The following is a 19,121-nucleotide window of genomic DNA, read 5'->3' as shown; positions in this document are numbered from 1 at the left end:
ATTAAGAAGAGGAGTGTCACTTGCTGTGATTAAGCAGCAGGTGACACTCCCTTTAAATTTCCAGCTCAACCTTAATATTAAAGGCTCGATGCCAGGGCAGGGAAACATCTTGTACCTTAGCGTTTAAGTTATGGTTATCAGCAAAGGTCTGCAACCGTGTCTTTATTTCTTCCTTTACCTGAGCTTCCAGTGGGCCTAAATTATTTCGGTCATAGCCAAAGGGTAAAAGGATTTCCCTTTCTACAGCCTGACGAATATCTGCCTGATAAGCCCAGTCGTCCAAATATCGAATGGTCAGGAGCCTCTGCTGCAGCTCGATATCCATATAATCGGCCAGCATGCCTTGACCCAGGGCATAGCCGACACTGTTGCTGCAGGTGTTCCAGCCGGAGTAGGCCTTAAAATGGGGCAGCATTTCTTCCTTTTCCAGTAGGGACATGAAGGTATTATCAGCTCCGTTGGAAAAGGCAATGTCAGCAACGGCAATTTTTTTGTTTTGCTGCAGAAAGCCTTGCAGGGTTTCAACAAATTTTACCGTGCTGGGTCTGTTTTGGATCACATTGTGGGCAGTAGCCGCCTCTTTGGTGACACCATTCTCCGGGCTATTGACACCGAGGATCAGGTCGGCTTCGGCAGGCTTGGCCACGGTGATGCCACCGGCAGCAATAATGTGATCCGGAACGGTGACCGCTAAAGGTTGGTCTTCATAACCGGGCAGAGTGTTGCCCCCAGCCCCCGGTGCATATTGAATATATACCTTTGGCTTGACCCCGGCTAACTCATTGGTTACCCTGGTCAGCAATACCATGCCCAGTTCATCGGCTCCGGGGAAGGTAATAAATTGACTCTGGGGCATTCCCGTAAAGGCACCCTGCAGCCTGCGGAAGTCATGGTGACTGGCGCAATGAACGGCACAATCATCCCGGGTGAGGGCCATGTAGTCGATGATACCCTTTTTATTAAGGCTGATTAATTGATTGGTAACATTCAGGTTTCTGGCCCTGCGGTTAAACCAATCACTGCGGATGCTTTGGGGTATGTCCGCCTGCAGTTGAGCAAACCTTTTCTCTTCTGCCGGAGTTAGCGCTCCCAAATCCGCTCGGTCCAGTAAAGCGCTGTACTGAAATAGTTTGCTGCCATAAGTAAGGTAATAATCCGGTTCTTCGGTGCTGCCACTTTCCCTGGGAGAACGCATAATCGTCGTAAAAATATAAACCTTTGCCTTGGGATTAATTTTCTTGATTTTGGAGAAATTAGCCACCCGGTTGGTTAGGGTTTGGATATCAAGGGAGTGGATGCGGGAGGGAATAAGCCCCCCGTAAATCATGTTATCACTGGCCATTACCAGATAGTCTACCTGGGGGCACTGTTCCAGGACCCACTGCCAAAGTCTGTCCGTATTCGCGGCAATTCTTTTATTGGACAGTAATTCTCTGGGCGGTGTAATTACCTCTACCCCGGTCCCGCCAATGGTTTGGGTTACATAATCCAAACTGACTGGCCTTTCATCCAAAGGCACAAACAATACCTTGCCGGAAACTTTCCCGATGGGGGATTCCTCATTAGCAGGATTGCCATGGGCCATGGAGTGGGAAAAACTTGTGATAAGCAATAAAGAAAAACAAAGCAAAATAATCCTTTTCACGGTCATTTACCCCTTATAGAAATATTTGATATACCTATATTATATAAGGACGATAAAATGTCAAAAACGTTCCTGCTAAATAGAATTTGTTCGTGTTTTTAGGCAAATTTGCCCGATTTCCATAAATGCTAAAATTAAAATTTTGTGCTGAGAAAGGATGCGAATAAAATCAGGGGTCTAGCTTGCAACGGCAGAGAAGGAGAATAAACGATTAGCTCTTAAAGTGGCTGTTGAAAGGGCTAGAACACAAGCTGTTGTTGCCAATATTACGGAAGAGAATGTGTCAGAAGAAATCATGAATGACTGGGTTCGAACGTTGTCCTGCCAGGTATGTGACCTTTCATCTTTATTTTTTTAGTAATCCTTTTACGGATGGTTCCAAACCACCATCCTCATTCACTGCTACTGTCCAGAGAATTCCAAGCTGTTCTACGGAACCGTTATTTCGGGATAAAACGAGGAGTGGACTGCCCATGCTGCTAGTTTCCTTGAGCCAACCAAGTTCATCGACCTGTATGCCGCCGGCCAATACCACTTTAGCCAAATCCTTAGGAAGTAGGCGGTATTCCAGTGCATATACGTCAATCGGTGTATCGGACAATTTTTCAAAGGTTTTCACCAACTCCAGGCGGGTTATCTTACTGTCGATAATGTTCACGGCCGGGTTTGCTTCATAATTTGCGATATCCCGGTTAATCACTTCCCGGGCAAAACGAGTAATTTGTTCTAATTCATCTGCCTCTTTATCCTTTGGATGAACCAGCCATTCCATTCCCACTGCGAATACGAGGATGATGGAGAAGATAATCACCCAAAAACTTGGCTTTTTATCGTTCAACACTTCTTTCATTCCCCCTTTCCTTTTAAGTTTTCACCTCCAACTTAATACGAACGGTTATCGGCAAAGATCTGAAGGCGTGTCTGATTTTTCCTTAATAGTAGGACGGTAAACGGTCAAAAACATTACCCAGATGATAATGGAAATGTGAAACGTTAGCTAACATGGGAATGTTGCAACTACGATTAAGCAGCAAGTGACGCTGCTTTTATTTTGTATTATAGCACAGGTAACCGAATCCTCAATTACCAGTAAATATAACAAAAAAATTGTAGGAATATGTTTCTTGCATCTAGAAAATAGAAATAACTTGCAAAGTAATTTCGGGGTGGTGAGTAAGCTGAATGCACAGGTCTGGCAAAGGCTTTATCAATTTTTACAGGAATATAAAAAGAAGACCGTCGATTTGTCTACACTGCAAAACCTTTTTGATGCCTCGGTGGAATACCCCGCCTTTGCTCATACCGTAGAGAAGTTAGAGGCAGCGGGACTATTGATACCAGTGAAGACCCGGGGCTATAACCATAAGACCCCAGCCTTGGCCTATCGATATCACATTGGCCAGACGGCCCTGCATCAAGATTTTTACCGGGAACTGCAGCGTTTACGCCTACGATTACATCCTGCGATAAAACTGGATTTTTATTATAAAAGCGGTCCGAAGGGTTGGCAACAGGACCTGCCCTGGGTGGAAAAAGTAGATGCCTATTTGAAGGAGTATGGCTTGCCAGGGGACTTGGTACCGGCACCGGAGCGATCATACCAGGTCATGGGCGATGAGAAATGGTACGATGAGTCTGGGGGCAAGGAGCTTTTAGAGCGGCTTGGCTTAGGAGATAAGTTGCTGGGTATTCGTCCCGCCCCGGAGCCACTGGTCTGGGCTTTGCAGCCCGACCTCTGGCGAACCAACAGACAACAGCACCTTCATCTTATCGTAGAAAACAAAACGGCTTTCCACGCCCTGTTTGGGGATTTTCACCAGCAGCAAAGTTTTACCACGTTAGTCTATGGACGGGGGAAAGCCGTCATTACCGGGTTGGCTCTGTTTTATCAGCAGACCGGACTATCACCTAGTCAACAACACACTTTTCATTATTTTGGTGACCTTGATTATGAAGGGATCGGGATCTGGTACAGCCTGCAGCAAAGGCTGCCGGTGCAGCTAGCCCGCCCCTTTTACCAAGCCCTGTTAAGCAAGGCTGATCAGCCGGGCAAGGATAATCAAAGGGCCAATGATGAGGCTCTGGCTCAATTTCTGCCGCATTTTTCTTTGCCGGAGCAGGAAAGACTGCAACAGATGTTGCTGAGGGGATGTTATTTGCCCCAGGAGGCCCTAAGCACAGAAGAAATAAAAACGATAGGGAGAAATTACCCGTGGATCAGCGACTAAAGGATTTAACCCGGGGCTACCGGGAAAGAATGAATCGTTTAGCGATTTTTGAACCCCTCTATGAATTGGATCGTAAATTGGGCAAGGATCAGAGGGGCAACCCCATCGATTGGTTCAGCCTGGGCCTGTTAGCCCTGCTGTTTTTCTTTGAGAGCATGTTAACCAGACGACGCCAGACCTCGGTAAGGGATTTGGCCCAATATTTACAGGCAGTAAATGCCACAGGGCCAATTGCCGCCGATGAAGCAGGTTTTTTAAAAATCGCCCGGGAAATGATCGAAACCTTTCGGGATGCCTCGGGTAAAAAGAAGGAGAAATCCTTTTATAACTGGGAAACAAGACGGCGGGAGCAGATCTATTACTCCCTGCTGGAGGTGCGGGAGTCCAACCTGGCCCAAAATATCCAATATTATCGCCTAACCGAGCGGGGCTTGGAACTGATTTTTGCCACCAAGGAGTATTACAGTGAATTTCATCTTTCCATTAATCAATTGGTGCTGCGCAAGCAGTTGGAAAAGGGAGAACTGAATGGTGCTTTAAGGGAAATCGACGAGATGAGTATTGCGGTGGAGGAACTGCGACGCAAAATGCTGCAGTTAAACCATGAGGTGCAGCGTAACATCATTTCCCATGAGACCCAAAGCAAGTATGTGAAAATGCTGGATGAAATTCATGCCCGATTGGCCCGTGAACATGAGGAATTTAATGAACTGCATGGTTTCGTGTTGGAAACCAAAAAGAAATTTGAGTATGAGCTGCATTCCGCAAAGGAGCGCCAAGCCTATGGATTGCTCATAGAGATTGCCAAGGAACTAGAAATGGTACATCACCAGCACCGTACCCTGCTGGATGAAAGCATCAGTTTAAAACGCAAGGCCATGCAGGCCGCCAGGGAATCCCTCTATCATGCCGGGCTGACAGCGTTTAACTTTAACCAGGACATTACCTCCAGGGTGATGACCTCTCCGCTGCCAACCCTGGCGGTCCAGGGGCTGGTAAGGCCATTCCTGGGACCACATTTGGAAAAAAGCTGGTCGCCTTTGGAAGTTTTTGCTCCCCAACGGCTCAATAAAGCCGGTGCAGAGGAAGAGTGGGAGACCGGTTATTTTCCGGAGGCCGCCACCGATCTGGACGAAGAATCCTTTTTCTTATTCCAACGGGCTAACTATAAAGCCATTGCCGGCTTTATTCGAGAATTAATGGGGGAACGCACTCTTATAAAATTATCCGAAGTAGCAGCCGCATTGGGGCAACAGGAAGACCGGCGGCACTGGTTAGAGCATCGCTCTTTTTACGATTTCTGGCTCCTGCTGCACCAATATTCACCGGTCAAGGCAGCTGCCGGTGACCGGGAGGATCGGGCTGCCAACCTACTGGATGAAATCATGGCCAGTTGGCCCGAAGCCTTAGCCATCGAGGTACAGGAGAAGGAATCCCTCCTGCAGCCGACCCAACGTTATGAAATTCAAGAAATGATTTTACAGGTGAGGATGAAGCCAGATGCAATTTCACAGTGATGATATTGAACAGGCCTTTCGGGTACTGGTTCATTTAATCCAACGGGGGAAAGTTGCCGAAGAAGAAGAGGTTTTTCGCTCTTACCTAACCAGCAGTGAGGTACGCAGTTTAATCGATTCCTTTGCTGCAGAAACGGATAGCGTGATCATCAAAACCTCGGAGCACCTCTTTTTGCTGCCTAAATCCGGGCAGTCGATCTTTCATGTGAAAAATGCCTATATCCGACGGGAATATTTTGGTTATCAAGCAACCAACCTGGATATTTATATGATGTACTTTTGCATCATTGTGTTGTTTGGTGCCTTTTACGATAGCTACGAAACCAGTGAAGCGACCAGGGACTTTTTGCCCCTGGGGGAATGGCTGGTCCAGATTCGGGAGCGCATGGACACCCTGAAGGAACACGGCCCGGAAGAACTGGCTCAGTTGGAACAGGAAAGTGAGTGGAACTGGAACGGTGTTATTGAATACTGGGAAGCCCTGGACGATCTCAAGGAGACGGCCAAACGTCAGGACAGTAAGCAGCAGAGCAGGCTGGGCTTTTTAAAAAGGGTTATCCGGTTTCTCAAGGATCAGGATTTAGTACTGGAACAGGGCAATGACGAACTGGTGCTGACCGAAAAGGCTAAAATCATTATTCAGCGCTATTTTATGGACTTAGAATACAACCGGGGTATTCTGGCCTTTATGTACCAGTACGACCAAGTGAAAGGAAATGAATAGCCATGCCAGCCATCTCAAAAATCCGCTTAACCAACGTACAATATGAACAGGGGAATAAGCGTTACAATGATGAACTATTTTTGTTTGATGGCCATAACGGTGCCATCTTGCTGGAAAATGGCGGTGGTAAAACCGTATTTATCCAGAGTGTGATTCAGGCCATGGTGCCCAACGGAGTGCTGGCGGATCGCAAGGTTAGGGATACCCTGGATGTGACCGGGTCACCCGCCCACATCGCCGTAGAGTGGCTGCTGGATCACTCCCCTCGTCATTATGCCCTAACCTGTATCACCTTCTATATGGGCAAGGAAGGTCTGGAATATCTGCTCTATGCCTATGATTATCCCGCCGGGGATAAGGGACGCATTGAATTGCTGCCCTTTGTCCGGCAGGATGGCAGCGGGAAACGTCCGGCCAACCGGGATGAGATGAAAGAGTATTATCAAAAAATGGCCGCCGGTTCCATGAACGCCAAAACCTTTGCCACCAAACAGGAATATCAACAGTACCTGGAAAAACAGTTTCAAATTGTCAGCTCGGAATGGGAAGCCATGATCAAAATCAACAGCTCCGAAGGAGATGTGGAAAAATTTTTCGACCATTGCAAGACCACCGGGCAACTGGTGGACAATCTCTTAATTCCGGTGGTGGAGCAGGGCATGGCTGGCAATGGTACCAAGGATTTTGCCAAGACATTTGATAACCAGCGGCATCAGTTTCGGGAATATATGTCCTTGCAGGAACAAATAAAGGAATATCGTCAGGTGACCGAGCAAATTACCCGCATCATCGAGCGGTACGGGGCATTGGCCCGGGAAGAAGCAGCCCTCCTGCACCAAAAGGCCCGGGCTAAGGGACTTTTTCAAAGGGTAGCCGAAGAAATTGCCTTGGCAGAGACCGAGCAGCAGGACCTAGCGGCCACAGAAAAGGATTTACAGGAGAGAGAGCAATACCACCAGCGGAAAAAAGCATCCCTCAAGATTGCTCACCTGCAACAGGAACAGGCCCAATTGCAAAGGGAGTTAGACACCCTGGGTCTGGCCAAAGAGGTAAAAAACCAGCAATATCAGGAATGTCATCATCAACTGGTATCCCTGCAGTTTGCCCGGCTGCAGGCACAACGAACGGAAAAGCAAGAGCATTTATCCTTCCTAGAGTGGGAACTGGCCAACCTGGCACAATCGCCGGATATTGAGCGGCTGAACGGGGAGTTAAACCAAATATTGGCTGGGCTAAGGTATCATTACGATCGGCAGGAAGAGGCCATCGTGGAGCAACAAAGACTGGCAGAAGCCCAGCAACGGGAGATTTCGTCAAAGGCCCATGGCCTGGAACAGGAACTGGAGCAAAGCCGTGGCCAATTACAGCAGGCCAGGGTGGAAGAAGCGGGTCTAGGTAGGGACTTGAAGAATATCGGAGAACAACTGGAGCAAATACAGGAAGAAGTTTTAGATGACCCGCGACGGGAAACCGTCCCCCAGCAAATACCCCTATGGAAAGAACGCTCGGATCAGGTGGCCCAGGATTTACAAGAAATGATCCAACAAATCAAAACCGGCAAAGAAAGTAAGGTTCAGTGGCGCAGCCTGATAAAGGAATTACAGCAGGAACTGACCACCGCCAACCGGAACCTAACCCAGGCCGAGGAACGACGGACAGCTATACAAAGGCAGGAAAAGATTCTGCTGGAACGGCTTTACTTACTGTCGCCCCAGGATCAGGAAATCCAATCCCTTTATCTGCGCCAACCGACGGTCCAACACAGACTGGAGGAGGAACTGGCTCGGCTAACGGTGCAGCAGGAGAAATTGCTGGAACAGGAGCGGGTAATGCTGCGTCTGTATGATCTGTATAAAGACAACAGCGTTTTCACAGCCGATCCAGCCCTGGAAAAATGGCTGCAAAGGGGTCAGGGCACTTTCCCTTCTTTACAACTGGGTACCTCCTTTGCCTCCCTATATCTGGAAGAGCATGACCAACTGAGCATGGCGCAACTTTACCAGCACTACCCTCTTTGGCCCGTTTCGTTGGTGGTAAGCCAGGGGGAGCTGGAGAAATTACAGAAGCAGTTGGAGAAGCAGGGAGATCACTGGACGCACCCCATCTTTATCCTGAGTGAACAGGAGGCCAGGAAGTTGGCCGCCACCGGAGAGTCAGCACGACTTCGCCAAGTTACCCCGGCACGCTGGCCTAAGATTTCGCAACAGGAGAACTTTCAGGCCTGGCTTGAGGCACAAAGTAAACTAGCCGCGGAAGTAACCGCTGAAAGGATAGCCTGCACGGACAGAAAACAACAGTGGCAAGCCCTGGCGGATAGCATGCGGCAATTTTGGCAGGAATACGATCACCAAAGGATTTACCAACCCCTCAAGGAAGAGGTGGAGCGGGCGAAAGGGCACTGCCAACGACTGAGGGATGAAATTCAGGCCAGGGAGAAGCAGTATCTGGAACAGGAGCGGCGGCTGGAGGAGGCTGTTATCCGGCAGGGAATTTTGGAACAGGAACAAAATCATTTATCCCAGCGGCTGCAGCAGGGTATCAAGTGGCAGAAGTTGGAGGAAAAACGAGTACATTCTGTGAATCTCCTGGAGCAAGCAGGTTTCCGGTGCCGAGCCCTGACAGAAAAGATGCAAGGTCAAAAGCAGGAGGCAGAGGGTTTAAAACAACAGTTAGACCGTCAACAGGAACGATTGCGGGATATTGATCGAACATTGATTGCACTGCAGGCCGAAGAGGAGTACAAAAGGGTGCGGCCGGTTCAGGGACAGGCCACGGCCATCTCCTTCGAATTGTTAAAGGAACAAAGGCATGGGGTTGCGGCTAAACTGGCGGGCTGGCAAGAAAATAGAACCTCCCTGGAACGACAGATACAGGCCCTGGAAAAAGAAATCTCACGATTAACCAGGGAAAGCCATACGCACCTGACCCAATTTGGCGAAAATATTGATCAAGCAATGCTGTTTCCACCCGGTGGAGATGTCGAGATTGATCGGTTGGTCATACTAAGAAAGGAAGCTGCCGCGGCATTAGACAAAGCAGAAAAAGGCTATCAAAGCCGATATACTCAATGGGGTATTCAAGGAGCCACCATAGATAACGAAATACAGCATTATCAGGCAGGATTTGGTTTGGTATCGGTGGTGGAATTTGGCCAAAGCAGCCTGGTGCGGGTTCAGGAAGAATTGATCCAGGAGAAAAACCGCTTGGCAACTGAAGAAAGCCTATTAGGCCAGAGAAAAAGGGAGTTACTAATCCTGCAACAACAGTTGGAGCAAGTAAAGCGAAAATTAGAAGTGGCCCAGGGTATTTACCATTACCAACAGGATGAAATAGAAGGGTATGCCCTTAGCTTAAAGGAATTGCAGGAATATCCCTACCGTCGCCTGGAATTTACCGATAGTTTAATCAAGGAACTGGAACTTAGCCAAAAGAGGGTGGCTGAGCAGCAAAAAATAGTGGCAGAGGCCAGAAAGCATTTTGAGGATTACTGCAGCCGGGACATTCGGGATGAAAAGACCAGGCAGCAATCCTTAAACGGCATCCGGCTCAAGACCACATACCCCGATATCAAGGAATGGGGTGAGCAACTCCAGGAGCGTATCCGGGCCGCCACCCATATTTTGGAGGAACACCTGCGTACCCTTGACCAGCAGGTACAGCATTTTGTCGCCCACCTGCATGGGCATCTCATACGCATCTGTGAAGAACTGCTGACCATCCCTAAAATGACCGTGGTGAAAATAGAGGATCGGAGAAAGCAAATATACGACTTTACTGTGCCCAATTGGCAGGAGCAGGAGGGCAAAGCAAAGCTGCGCAAACACCTGGAGTGGATGATTCAAGAATTAGAGAAGGAAAAGTATAAAACGGATCAGGGCTTTGAAGATGAGGCCAGGATTAAAAAACAAATAGAAAACTGGCTGCATCCCAAGCAGCTTTTACAAGTCATTGACTCCAGCCAGGAAATCAAAATACGCTGCCGCAAGGTCAACAGCGATAGCCACGTCAGCACGACCTTTACCGAATGGCCCAGAACGGAAAAATGGTCCGGCGGGGAAAAGTGGAGTAAAAATATGACCCTGTTCCTGGGGATTCTCAATTACCTGGCAGAAAAGCGTCAGCATATTCGCCGGGGAGAGGGGAACCATCGGGTGGTCATTGTGGACAACCCCTTTGGCAAGGCCTCCAGTGACCATGTGCTGGCACCGGTATTTTTTATTGCCAAACAACTTGGTTTCCAAATCATTGCCCTGACGGCCCATGCCGAAGGAAAGTTTTTAAAGGACCATTTCCCGGTTATTTACAGTTGTCGGCTGCGCCCCACCAAGGATCCTTCTATTGCCGTCATGACCAAGGAAAAGGAAATCAGCCGGGCCTTATTCCACGACCTGGACCCCTTTGAAATCGAACAATTGGGCGAGGAGGAGCAATTATCACTTTTTGCCTAAGGACTGTGAACCGGGGGCAATAGCCTCCGGCTTTTTTAAGGTCACAGGCAAGTGAGCCAAGCTTTTCCAATGCAGGTAGTGAAATAATTCATTATTCCAACCAGAAGGTTAATGAAAATTAATAGCGAAAAAGATCAAGTGTACTTTTTCGTGGATTAGCCCAGCGATTTTAGAAATACTAAAAAATATCAGATAGAGGGGGAGTGCCAGTTGCTGCCATCACTAAAGGCGCTGAATCTTGACATTATAAATCTCACTAGCATCTTGGACATTCTCCTGGTGACCTATGTATTTTACCGGTTTATGAGAATTATTCAAGGTACGCGGGCTGTCCAACTGATTAAGGGTTTAGTGGTGCTGTTGGTGGCAACCACTGTTACCAGTTGGTTTCATTTGAACACCCTAAACTGGTTGCTGCAACAAGTTATGACCGGACTGGTGGTGGCTTTGCCCATTGTTTTTCAGCCAGAACTTAGACGGGCCTTGGAAAGTCTAGGACGGGGGAAGTTTTTTGCCAGATCAATGAGTACGCTGAAGGAAGCAGATAGAAGCAGGATGATCAATGAAGTGGTACGTGCCATTACCGTTTTGACAAAAAACAAAATGGGTGCCCTCATTATTGTTGAAAGAGTTACTGGCCTAGAAGAACACATTGATTCAGGAGTTAAGTTGGATGGCATCGTTTCAGGGGAGTTTTTGGTTAATATTTTTATTCCGAATACACCCCTGCATGATGGTGCTGCGGTTATCCGGGGTGACCGTGTGGTAGCGGCTGCCTGCTTTTTACCACTCTCTGAAAACCCGGATATCAGTAAAGAACTGGGTACCCGCCACCGGGCGGGAATTGGTATTTCAGAGGTATCGGATGCCCTGGCGATCATTGTATCGGAGGAAACCGGGACGATTTCTTTGGCCATCGATGGCGTTTTAGATCGTATGTTAGACGAATCTACCCTCAAGCAAAAATTAATGGATGCCCTGGAACCCAAGACTAGCAGCACACTGGGCGGGGTATTAAGGAGGGATGGGGAATGATTCGCCGCCTTAAACTTAGCAACAAAACGATGTTGTTGCTATCTTTAGCACTGGCCATTATTCTCTGGCTATACGTGAATATCGTCCACAACCCTGGCAGGGAACAGGAATTTCGTGTGGCCTTAGATACCCGGGGCACCATAGCCCAAGACCTAATCATCAGTGAATTACCCAAAAATGTTGTGGTTCGTGTCCAGGGGAAAAATATCATCCAGTTATCCGGTGTCAGGAGCCAGGATTTTCAAGCCACGGTCGATTTAAGTAATCTTCAGGAAGGGGTCAACAGCCGCCCAGTACAGGTAACCGCACCAAGCGGATTACAGGTGGTTCAGGTAAACCCGGTGCGGGTAGAAATTAAAGCAGATCGGCTTATTCATAAACAATTGCCCGTTATAGCGGCAATAAAAGGGCAGGCCCAATATGGCTATACCGCATTAGAACCAGTCATTGAACCCAACATGGTGCTTGTTCACGGTACAGCCACGCAATTAAAAAACATAGCCAGTATTACGATTAATATAGATGTAACGGGTGCCACGCAAAATGTGGAACGAGTACAGAGTGTACCCCTACCCACGGGGCTCACAGCAACAACGGAGAAAGTAAAAATACTAGTACCGGTGACCCGGTCCCTACCTTATCGAATGTTAACCGTAATGCCCAGCTACACAGGCAATCCCGAGGCAAACTTTCAGTTGGTGCGGGTTATTGCTCAGCCTACGAATGTGCAGGTATATGCACCGGAGGCGGTTTTGGATAAGTTAGAGAGTATTAGCACGGAACCCATCCATATTGAGGGTATCACCAAAGATACCATCAAAGATGTGCCACTGCAGTTACCCCCTGGCGTAGTGGATCTTATCCCGGGCAAGGTTGAGGTGGCCATTCAAGTAAAACCGAAACAGCCTGTAACAGAGCCGGAATCACCCAAAGATACACCGAATAAAGATAATCCGGAGGGTGCCGATGAAACCAAGCAAACCAATAAAGGCACGGAATAGGGGAGGTGGTTTTTCTAAAATTTGACAAAGGACCAACAACAGCTATTGTTCATACTATTCTTATAAATTGACTTACCAAATGAATAAACGTATAATGATTCCTCAAATGGATAGGGGGAAAAGAGTGTAAATGGCTAAATTATTCGGAACCGATGGAGTACGTGGAGTTGCCAATACCGAGCTTACAGCGGAATTGGCCTTTAGATTGGGGCGAGCTGGAGCGTACGTCCTTACTCAGCAGGGGCATCCCAAAAAAATTATGATTGGCCGAGATACCAGAGTTTCCGGTGATATGCTGGAAGCAGCACTGGTAGCGGGAATATGCTCTGTAGGTGTGGATGTCTATAAAGTGGGTGTATTGCCCACACCGGCCATTGCTTACTTAACAAAGAAATTAGGGGCAGGGGCTGGCGTTGTTATTTCAGCATCCCACAATCCGGTGCAGGATAATGGCATTAAGTTTTTTGGACCCAGTGGTTACAAACTGCCCGATGAATTGGAAGACCAGATTGAAAAATTGGCTCTGGATGATCAGGCCGAGCTGCCCAGGCCAATCGGTGGAGACCTGGGCCGGATGTACTATGTGGAAGATGCTGTGGACCAATATGTTAACTTTGCTAAAAATACAATTGCCACGGATCTCACGGGCTTAAAAATCGTTGTGGATTGTGCCAATGGTGCGGCCTATCAGGTTGCGCCCAGAATATATGCCGAACTGGGAGCAGAGGTTATTTCGATTTTCCATCGACCGGATGGAGTAAACATCAATGCGGATTGCGGCTCTACCCATCCCGAGACCCTGATGGAAGAGGTTATTAAGCAAGGGGCGGACATTGGGCTAGCCCACGATGGGGATTCTGACAGAGTACTGGCCGTGGATCATCAGGGGAACCTGGTGGATGGCGACCAGATAATGGTAATGTGTGCGAAGCATCTAAAAGCCAAAAATAAATTGCGCAAGAACCTTACGGTAGTTACTGTTATGAGCAACCTTGGCCTGCATAAGGCTTTACAGGCAAGCGATATTGAAGTGGCAGAAACCAAGGTGGGGGATCGCTATGTGCTGGAAAAATTATTGGAAACCGGTGCTCGCTTCGGCGGGGAGCAATCCGGCCATATTATTTTCTTGGAGCACAATACCACCGGAGATGGCATAATCACCGCCTTACAAATGCTGACCGTGCTAAAAGAAAGCGGCAAGCCCCTGGCCCAACTGGCTGGTCAAATGGAAAGATACCCACAGATTTTGAAAAATGTGCAAGTTAAGGATAAAAATTATGTCATGAACAGTCCCATCATTTCCGAAGCCATTCGGCGTTTTGAGCGGGATTTAGCAGGTCAAGGGCGCATCCTAGTCCGGCCCTCCGGCACAGAGCCTCTGGTTCGGATTATGGTGGAAGGCAAGGATATGGATGAACTGCAGCGTATCGTGGAAAAAATGACTGAAATTGTGGGCAGCATTTAATGTTGCCCACGAGGATAATCGTGTAATTTAAACCTAGAAAGGGGTGATGCCGTCAGAATAACGGTTGTTACAACTAAATACACTAGCGCCAGAACCCTTTAGGGTTGACGAGGAGAGGGAGTATCGAAAATTCGGCGGATGCCCTCCGGCTTGGTCACAGCCGCAACGCAAAACAAAACCAGCAGGCAACTTCTGGTACAAACTTTGTTGGTGATCAATTGGTGACATTTTATAAATGTTTTACACCCTGGTATTTTGTTGTCATTATCCGGGGAAATTAAACAAAAGAGATGAAGCCGTAACCAGGTTGGTTACGGCATGACTATTTAAGGAGGTCGACATTTATGTGTGGCGTAGTCGGCTATGTAGGCAGCAAACCTGCAACTCCAATTATTTTGGATGGATTAAAGAAACTTGAATATAGAGGATACGATTCTTCCGGCATTGCTGTTTTGGATAAGGACGGTTTGAAAGTTGAAAAAAGAATGGGCCGTCTGGCCGAATTGGAAAAGGCCTTGGCTGGCAGGGCCTTAGATGCCACCATTGGTATTGGTCATACCCGGTGGGCTACTCACGGACGCCCCAGCGATGTCAATGCCCACCCCCATACCTCAAACGACGGCAAAGTTGCCGTGGTGCACAATGGCATCATTGAAAACTACCTGCAACTACGGGAATGGCTAACTTCCATGGGACATATCTTTAAGTCCGAAACGGATACCGAGGTTATTCCACACCTGATCGAACATTTTTATAAAGGAGACCTCCTGGAGGCGGTACACAAAACAGTAGCCCATCTGGAAGGTTCCTACGCCATCATGACCATTTCCAAAGAACAACCAGGACGTATTATTGCCGTCCGCCAGGATATGCCACTGGTGGTTGGACTAGGTGAGGGCGAGAATCTGCTGGCCTCGGACATCCCAGCCTTACTTAAGCACACCCGCAATTGCTACCTGCTCAATGATGGTGATGTGGTTGATCTAAGGGCAGACCAAGTGATCATTCGGGATGCTGCCGGAAATATTGTCCAAAGGGATATTTTCAAAGTAACCTGGGATGCCGAAGAGGCAGAAAAGGGCGGCTATGATCACTTTATGCTCAAGGAAATCAATGAGCAGCCCCGGGCCCTCAGGGATACCCTCAAGGGCCGCATCTCCCATGCTGGTGACAGAGTAATCCTGGACGAAATAAAGATGACCACCCAGCAAATCCAAAATATTAAACGCATCATCGTTACCGCCTGTGGTACGGCCTACCACGCTGGAATAGTGGGTAAATATGTCATCGAACAATTGGTACGTGTACCCGTGGAAGTGGATATTGCCTCAGAATTCCGCTACCGTAACCCCCTGGTGGATAAAGACACCCTCGTGGTGGTGGTAAGCCAATCCGGGGAAACGGCCGATACCCTGGCAGCCCTTAGAGAAGCCCGCCGCCGTGGTGCCAGAGTGGTGGCCATTACCAACGTCATTGCCAGCTCCGTGGCCCGGGAAGCAGACGACATTATCTACACCTGGGCCGGCCCAGAAATCTCCGTAGCCTCCACCAAGGCCTATACCACCCAGCTAGTGGCCATGTACCTCCTGGCCCTCTACCTGGCCCAAGAGCGCAACACCCTGGCGGCTGGCAACATTAAAGAAATACTGGACGACCTCAAAGCCATCTATACCAAGGCCCAGGAAGTCCTGGATGATATTGAATCCATTAAAGAATTTGCCCATAAATATCATCAAGCTGAGAACACCTTCTTCATCGGCCGCGGCCTAGACTACGCCGTTGCCCTGGAAGGCTCACTGAAACTAAAGGAAATCTCCTACATCCACGCTGAAGCCTACGCCGCCGGCGAGCTAAAACATGGCACCCTGGCCCTCATCGTGGAGAACATCCCAGTAATAGCCCTGGCCACCCAGCAAAGCCTCTTTGAGAAGATGGTCAGCAACATCAAAGAAGTCAAAGCCAGAGACGCCTCCGTCATCGCCCTGGCCATGGAAGGCCACACCGAAGTGGAAAAAGTAGCTGACCAAGTGCTGTATATTCCCAAAACCCACCCGGTACTGGCACCTATTATTACCGTAATTCCTTTGCAGCTGTTGGCTTACTATATGGCTGTATACCGTGAGTGTGATGTTGATAAGCCGAGGAATTTGGCGAAGAGTGTGACGGTGGAGTAGGTTGGATGGGAATAAAAAATGGTGTGGGTTATCAAAAAGTTCTGGACTGTGCTCAAAAAGATCTGGAATGGTTCTCATAAAGTTCTGGAATAGAGAAGGTAACAACCCACAGGATGTTAAATAATAATTGGTAGCAATGAATGAATATGCAAAATTAAGGCCGGTGAAAACCGGTCTTAATTTTAATAACGAAGCATTCGTTAAGTGGTGGTTAAAAGTGGAGAGAAAAAGTACACCCTTTTTAGTAAGAATTAAGCCCTTAGAATATGAGAGCCTTGATAGCTACCTGTTTAGAATTGGACAGGCTAACGGTTATTTGGGTTTGGAATGGACAAGAGTTTTAAAATTACCGGATAGAGTAACAAACAATATTGGGTTAAGCACTATAGATAATGAAGAGGTTTTTGAATACATATCTGAACTAACTGGCGTTTCTAAGATAGATATCAGAAAGATGACAATTAATTATTATCAAAATGAACTATTAAGTGATAAATACCGATTTATTAATAGATTAACAAGAGTAGGGAATTTGATCAAATTCTGCCCAATATGTTTAAAAGAATCCCTGTACGAAAGAATATATTGGAGGTTTCCGCTATTAATAACCTGCCCAATCCACTCTTGCTTACTAAATTATAAATGTAGTTTATGTAATAAGCCTATAAAATTAACAAATTTATTTTCAGGAGTATGTGATTGTGGTAAATTAATTTATCACGATATTAGATTTCCAAAATACTCTCCGTTAGTAACTAACCAAAAGAAGTTCTACAAAATCTTTAGGATAAAGTTAACAAATAAAGATCAGCCGTTAAATGATAATGATGAGGTAACATATGTTAAACTACTTAATTTTTGGCTAGGGAGAGTATTTGACATTCACGAAAATCCGTATGAGGGTGAGATTTACTTTCCCGAAATATATGATGGGTTTAGTTTAAAACACAATCACCTAGAGTTTATGTTGACCATGGCCGAATATTCCATACTAAACTCTAAAAATATTTTTCATTTGGCCTATAGAAAAAAAGATTCATATGGTTTTTATTCTAAACTAATGGAGTTATTTAATTATTTTAAAGATAGCTTTAACGATCAGTTATTATTTAATGAATTGTCAAAAGATCTGGTCATAGCTTATAAAGAGTATTTTAGAAAAAAGTACACTGTAGATTATTATTTTACAAACTTTTCATATGATTTGGGTTTCGATTATAATGTTCCAGCTAATCAAGCAGTCATTTCTGGTAGAAATTGTAATCAAAATATTGAAAATAGGTTTTTTAAGAGAATTGGTAGAAGCAGGTTTATTAATACCTCTTGAAGATAGCAAGGGGATAGATCAATATATGAATAGCTTTTTTAGACTTAAAGATGTAGTAAATTGCTTACATCAACTTCTATTAGCACCTAAACTTAAATACAGATGTTATGGATATCCTAATAAAGATTGGCAAAGCCTAGGTAAGGTTTTATCTCAAACAAAAAAACCCACTCAGATTCTTAGGGGTATAGTTAATGGTATATATACAACAGCAATAGGTCACGATGCTATCATGGAAGATGGGTTAGACTGTGTATACCTACTAGAAGAGGAAATTAAATCATCGTATTTTAATCAGAAAACATATTCTGGTGGAGGTTACTTCTGTTGTTAGTCTTAACCCCATATGTATAATCAGAATTTTTTCTGTGAAAATCTAGGTCAAAGTACTTATCAGTGTCAAATTTTGGTTCGAAAGGATTGGATTCGCATAAAGCAAGTCTAGAATAATATTTTTGGTATGTATTAAACATAATTTTATGATCTAAGAATTCCATTTTCGTTTGCAAAGCTTGCTCGACACATCTTCTGACAAAGTCCATAACAAAAGCCACTTTACCATCTGTTCCTAGATAAATCAGTTCCCATGTTCCAGTATGAGATAGGTTTGATTTTTCTTTCAACGGGAGCCCGTTATCAATTGTTTGTAAAAGTTTTCGAAATTGAATTCTTTCATTTTCACTGTGACAGTTAAAGGGAAATAGACGGTGATTATTACGAAATCGCCCTTGTAGTTGGTCATTAACAAAAATCTTTTCAGACTCTAGAGTACCCATAAGTACTACTGGTATGTTAGTGTCAATTATAAGACCTTTCAACCAATCTGCTGAGTCCGAAAGTAGTCTTTTTTTATTTCTATCTATAAAATGCTGAACCTCATCAAGTATGATTAGTTCAACGCCACAATTAACAAGTAATTGCTTAAGTCGTGATGTCTCTTGGTATAACCGAGTTCCAGAACATGAAAAGGGATGGCCAAGACTTTGTAACATAGAGTTAATTATTGATCCGATTGAAGCTGGTACATCAATTTGTTTTACGTAGAGAACCGGTATTTTAGTAATTGTTGCATTAGAATAAGTTCTTGTGTAAATTGAAAAAACTTTATCTTCAGTTTCAAAACGTGGGTGTTTTTTTAGATACTGTTTTACAATAGTTGATTTTCCTACTCTTGTTGGACCAAATAGAGACATGCATTCAGGTTCTTCTGATGAAGTTAAATTAGCATGCACTTTATTTATTTCTTGATAAAGAAGTTTCATTTTAGGGTGCCAAACAATTAAGTTTTTAGCATACTCATAGCGTTGCTCGAGCGTAAGTTTGTCTAAGTTGATTTTTTCTCTTAGAGCAACTTTTTCTTTTTCAGTTTCTTGAATCGAAATTATATTTTTCTTGCTCATTTAGAATCACCTTTATTTAGGGCTTGCTGAACTGAACCTAATTTCAGTAAAAATAGAAACCGCCATAATGTTGGTTAACCAAAAGTAGGATTACACCTAAATAGATGTCGCAGAAAAAAGGACAAAAAGATACGGAGCCTGTGCTCCAAGTTCATCA

Annotated in this window: 12 protein-coding genes; 9 read left to right on the top strand and 3 right to left on the bottom strand. The window is 45.9% G+C overall.

What is annotated here, in order from left to right; translation table 11 throughout:
- Positions 1–52: 52 nt before the first annotated feature.
- Both AC1U9Z_RS11980 and AC1U9Z_RS11975 read right to left on the bottom strand, forming a co-directional pair.
- Positions 53–1,645, bottom strand: a complete 1,593-nt coding sequence (locus tag AC1U9Z_RS11980; RefSeq protein WP_479957498.1) for a DUF4127 family protein — start codon at positions 1,643–1,645, stop codon at positions 53–55.
- Positions 1,646–1,991: 346 nt separating this feature from the next.
- Positions 1,992–2,495 (bottom strand): hypothetical protein, encoded by a 504-nt coding sequence (locus AC1U9Z_RS11975; protein ID WP_479957497.1) that lies wholly within the window; start codon positions 2,493–2,495, stop codon positions 1,992–1,994.
- Between the two features lie 319 nt (positions 2,496–2,814).
- Here AC1U9Z_RS11975 and AC1U9Z_RS11970 point away from each other — a divergent pair, with 319 nt between their 5' ends.
- The 9 genes from AC1U9Z_RS11970 to AC1U9Z_RS11930 all read left to right on the top strand — a co-directional run bounded on the left by AC1U9Z_RS11970 (position 2,815) and on the right by AC1U9Z_RS11930 (position 17,564).
- The gene (locus tag AC1U9Z_RS11970; protein WP_479957496.1) at positions 2,815–3,873 is read left to right on the top strand and encodes a Wadjet anti-phage system protein JetD domain-containing protein; all 1,059 of its coding nucleotides are present in this window, start codon (positions 2,815–2,817) and stop codon (positions 3,871–3,873) included.
- On the top strand, positions 3,858–5,390 hold the full coding sequence (locus AC1U9Z_RS11965) for a replicative DNA helicase (protein WP_479957495.1): 1,533 nt from the start codon (positions 3,858–3,860) through the stop codon (positions 5,388–5,390). Before AC1U9Z_RS11970 ends, AC1U9Z_RS11965 begins: the two co-directional genes overlap by 16 nt.
- Positions 5,374–6,114, top strand: coding sequence for a DUF6063 family protein (locus AC1U9Z_RS11960; protein ID WP_479957494.1), 741 nt, complete (start codon positions 5,374–5,376; stop codon positions 6,112–6,114). The genes AC1U9Z_RS11965 and AC1U9Z_RS11960 overlap by 17 nt, the downstream gene beginning before the upstream one ends.
- Before the next feature lie 2 nt (positions 6,115–6,116).
- Positions 6,117–10,562, top strand: coding sequence for a coiled-coil domain-containing protein (locus AC1U9Z_RS11955; protein WP_479957493.1), 4,446 nt, complete (start codon positions 6,117–6,119; stop codon positions 10,560–10,562).
- A gap of 210 nt (positions 10,563–10,772) precedes the next feature.
- On the top strand, positions 10,773–11,597 hold the full coding sequence (gene cdaA / locus AC1U9Z_RS11950; protein WP_333532095.1) for a diadenylate cyclase CdaA: 825 nt from the start codon (positions 10,773–10,775) through the stop codon (positions 11,595–11,597).
- The gene (locus AC1U9Z_RS11945; protein WP_479957492.1) at positions 11,594–12,598 is read left to right on the top strand and encodes a CdaR family protein; all 1,005 of its coding nucleotides are present in this window, start codon (positions 11,594–11,596) and stop codon (positions 12,596–12,598) included. The genes cdaA and AC1U9Z_RS11945 overlap by 4 nt, the downstream gene beginning before the upstream one ends.
- 130 nt (positions 12,599–12,728) lie before the next feature.
- A complete protein-coding gene (glmM, locus tag AC1U9Z_RS11940; protein ID WP_479957491.1) occupies positions 12,729–14,063 on the top strand; it encodes a phosphoglucosamine mutase in 1,335 nt (444 codons plus the stop codon).
- A 344-nt stretch (positions 14,064–14,407) separates the two neighbouring features.
- Positions 14,408–16,237, top strand: a complete 1,830-nt coding sequence (gene glmS, locus AC1U9Z_RS11935; protein WP_479957490.1) for a glutamine--fructose-6-phosphate transaminase (isomerizing) — start codon at positions 14,408–14,410, stop codon at positions 16,235–16,237.
- Positions 16,238–16,373: 136 nt separating this feature from the next.
- A complete protein-coding gene (locus AC1U9Z_RS11930) occupies positions 16,374–17,564 on the top strand; it encodes a TniQ family protein (RefSeq protein ID WP_479957581.1) in 1,191 nt (396 codons plus the stop codon).
- Positions 17,565–17,854: 290 nt separating this feature from the next.
- On the opposite strand, the gene AC1U9Z_RS11925 is transcribed toward AC1U9Z_RS11930, so the two are convergent.
- Positions 17,855–18,964, bottom strand: coding sequence for a TniB family NTP-binding protein (locus AC1U9Z_RS11925; RefSeq protein WP_479957489.1), 1,110 nt, complete (start codon positions 18,962–18,964; stop codon positions 17,855–17,857).
- Between the last annotated feature and the right edge of the window lie 157 nt (positions 18,965–19,121).

This window comes from Desulfotomaculum sp., assembly GCF_982386235.1.
The sequence above is the reverse complement of the archived record's forward strand: the minus strand, read 5'-3'. Positions and strand labels throughout refer to the sequence as shown.

Coding starts and splice junctions, on each gene's coding strand:
- AC1U9Z_RS11975 (WP_479957497.1), bottom strand. CDS start 2,495: ATGAAAGAAGTGTTGAACGATAAAAAGCCAAGTTTTTGGGTGATTATC.
- AC1U9Z_RS11960 (WP_479957494.1), top strand. CDS start 5,374: ATGCAATTTCACAGTGATGATATTGAACAGGCCTTTCGGGTACTGGTT.
- AC1U9Z_RS11955 (WP_479957493.1), top strand. CDS start 6,117: ATGCCAGCCATCTCAAAAATCCGCTTAACCAACGTACAATATGAACAG.
- AC1U9Z_RS11945 (WP_479957492.1), top strand. CDS start 11,594: ATGATTCGCCGCCTTAAACTTAGCAACAAAACGATGTTGTTGCTATCT.
- glmM (WP_479957491.1), top strand. CDS start 12,729: ATGGCTAAATTATTCGGAACCGATGGAGTACGTGGAGTTGCCAATACC.
- glmS (WP_479957490.1), top strand. CDS start 14,408: ATGTGTGGCGTAGTCGGCTATGTAGGCAGCAAACCTGCAACTCCAATT.
- AC1U9Z_RS11930 (WP_479957581.1), top strand. CDS start 16,374: ATGAATGAATATGCAAAATTAAGGCCGGTGAAAACCGGTCTTAATTTT.
- AC1U9Z_RS11925 (WP_479957489.1), bottom strand. CDS start 18,964: ATGAGCAAGAAAAATATAATTTCGATTCAAGAAACTGAAAAAGAAAAA.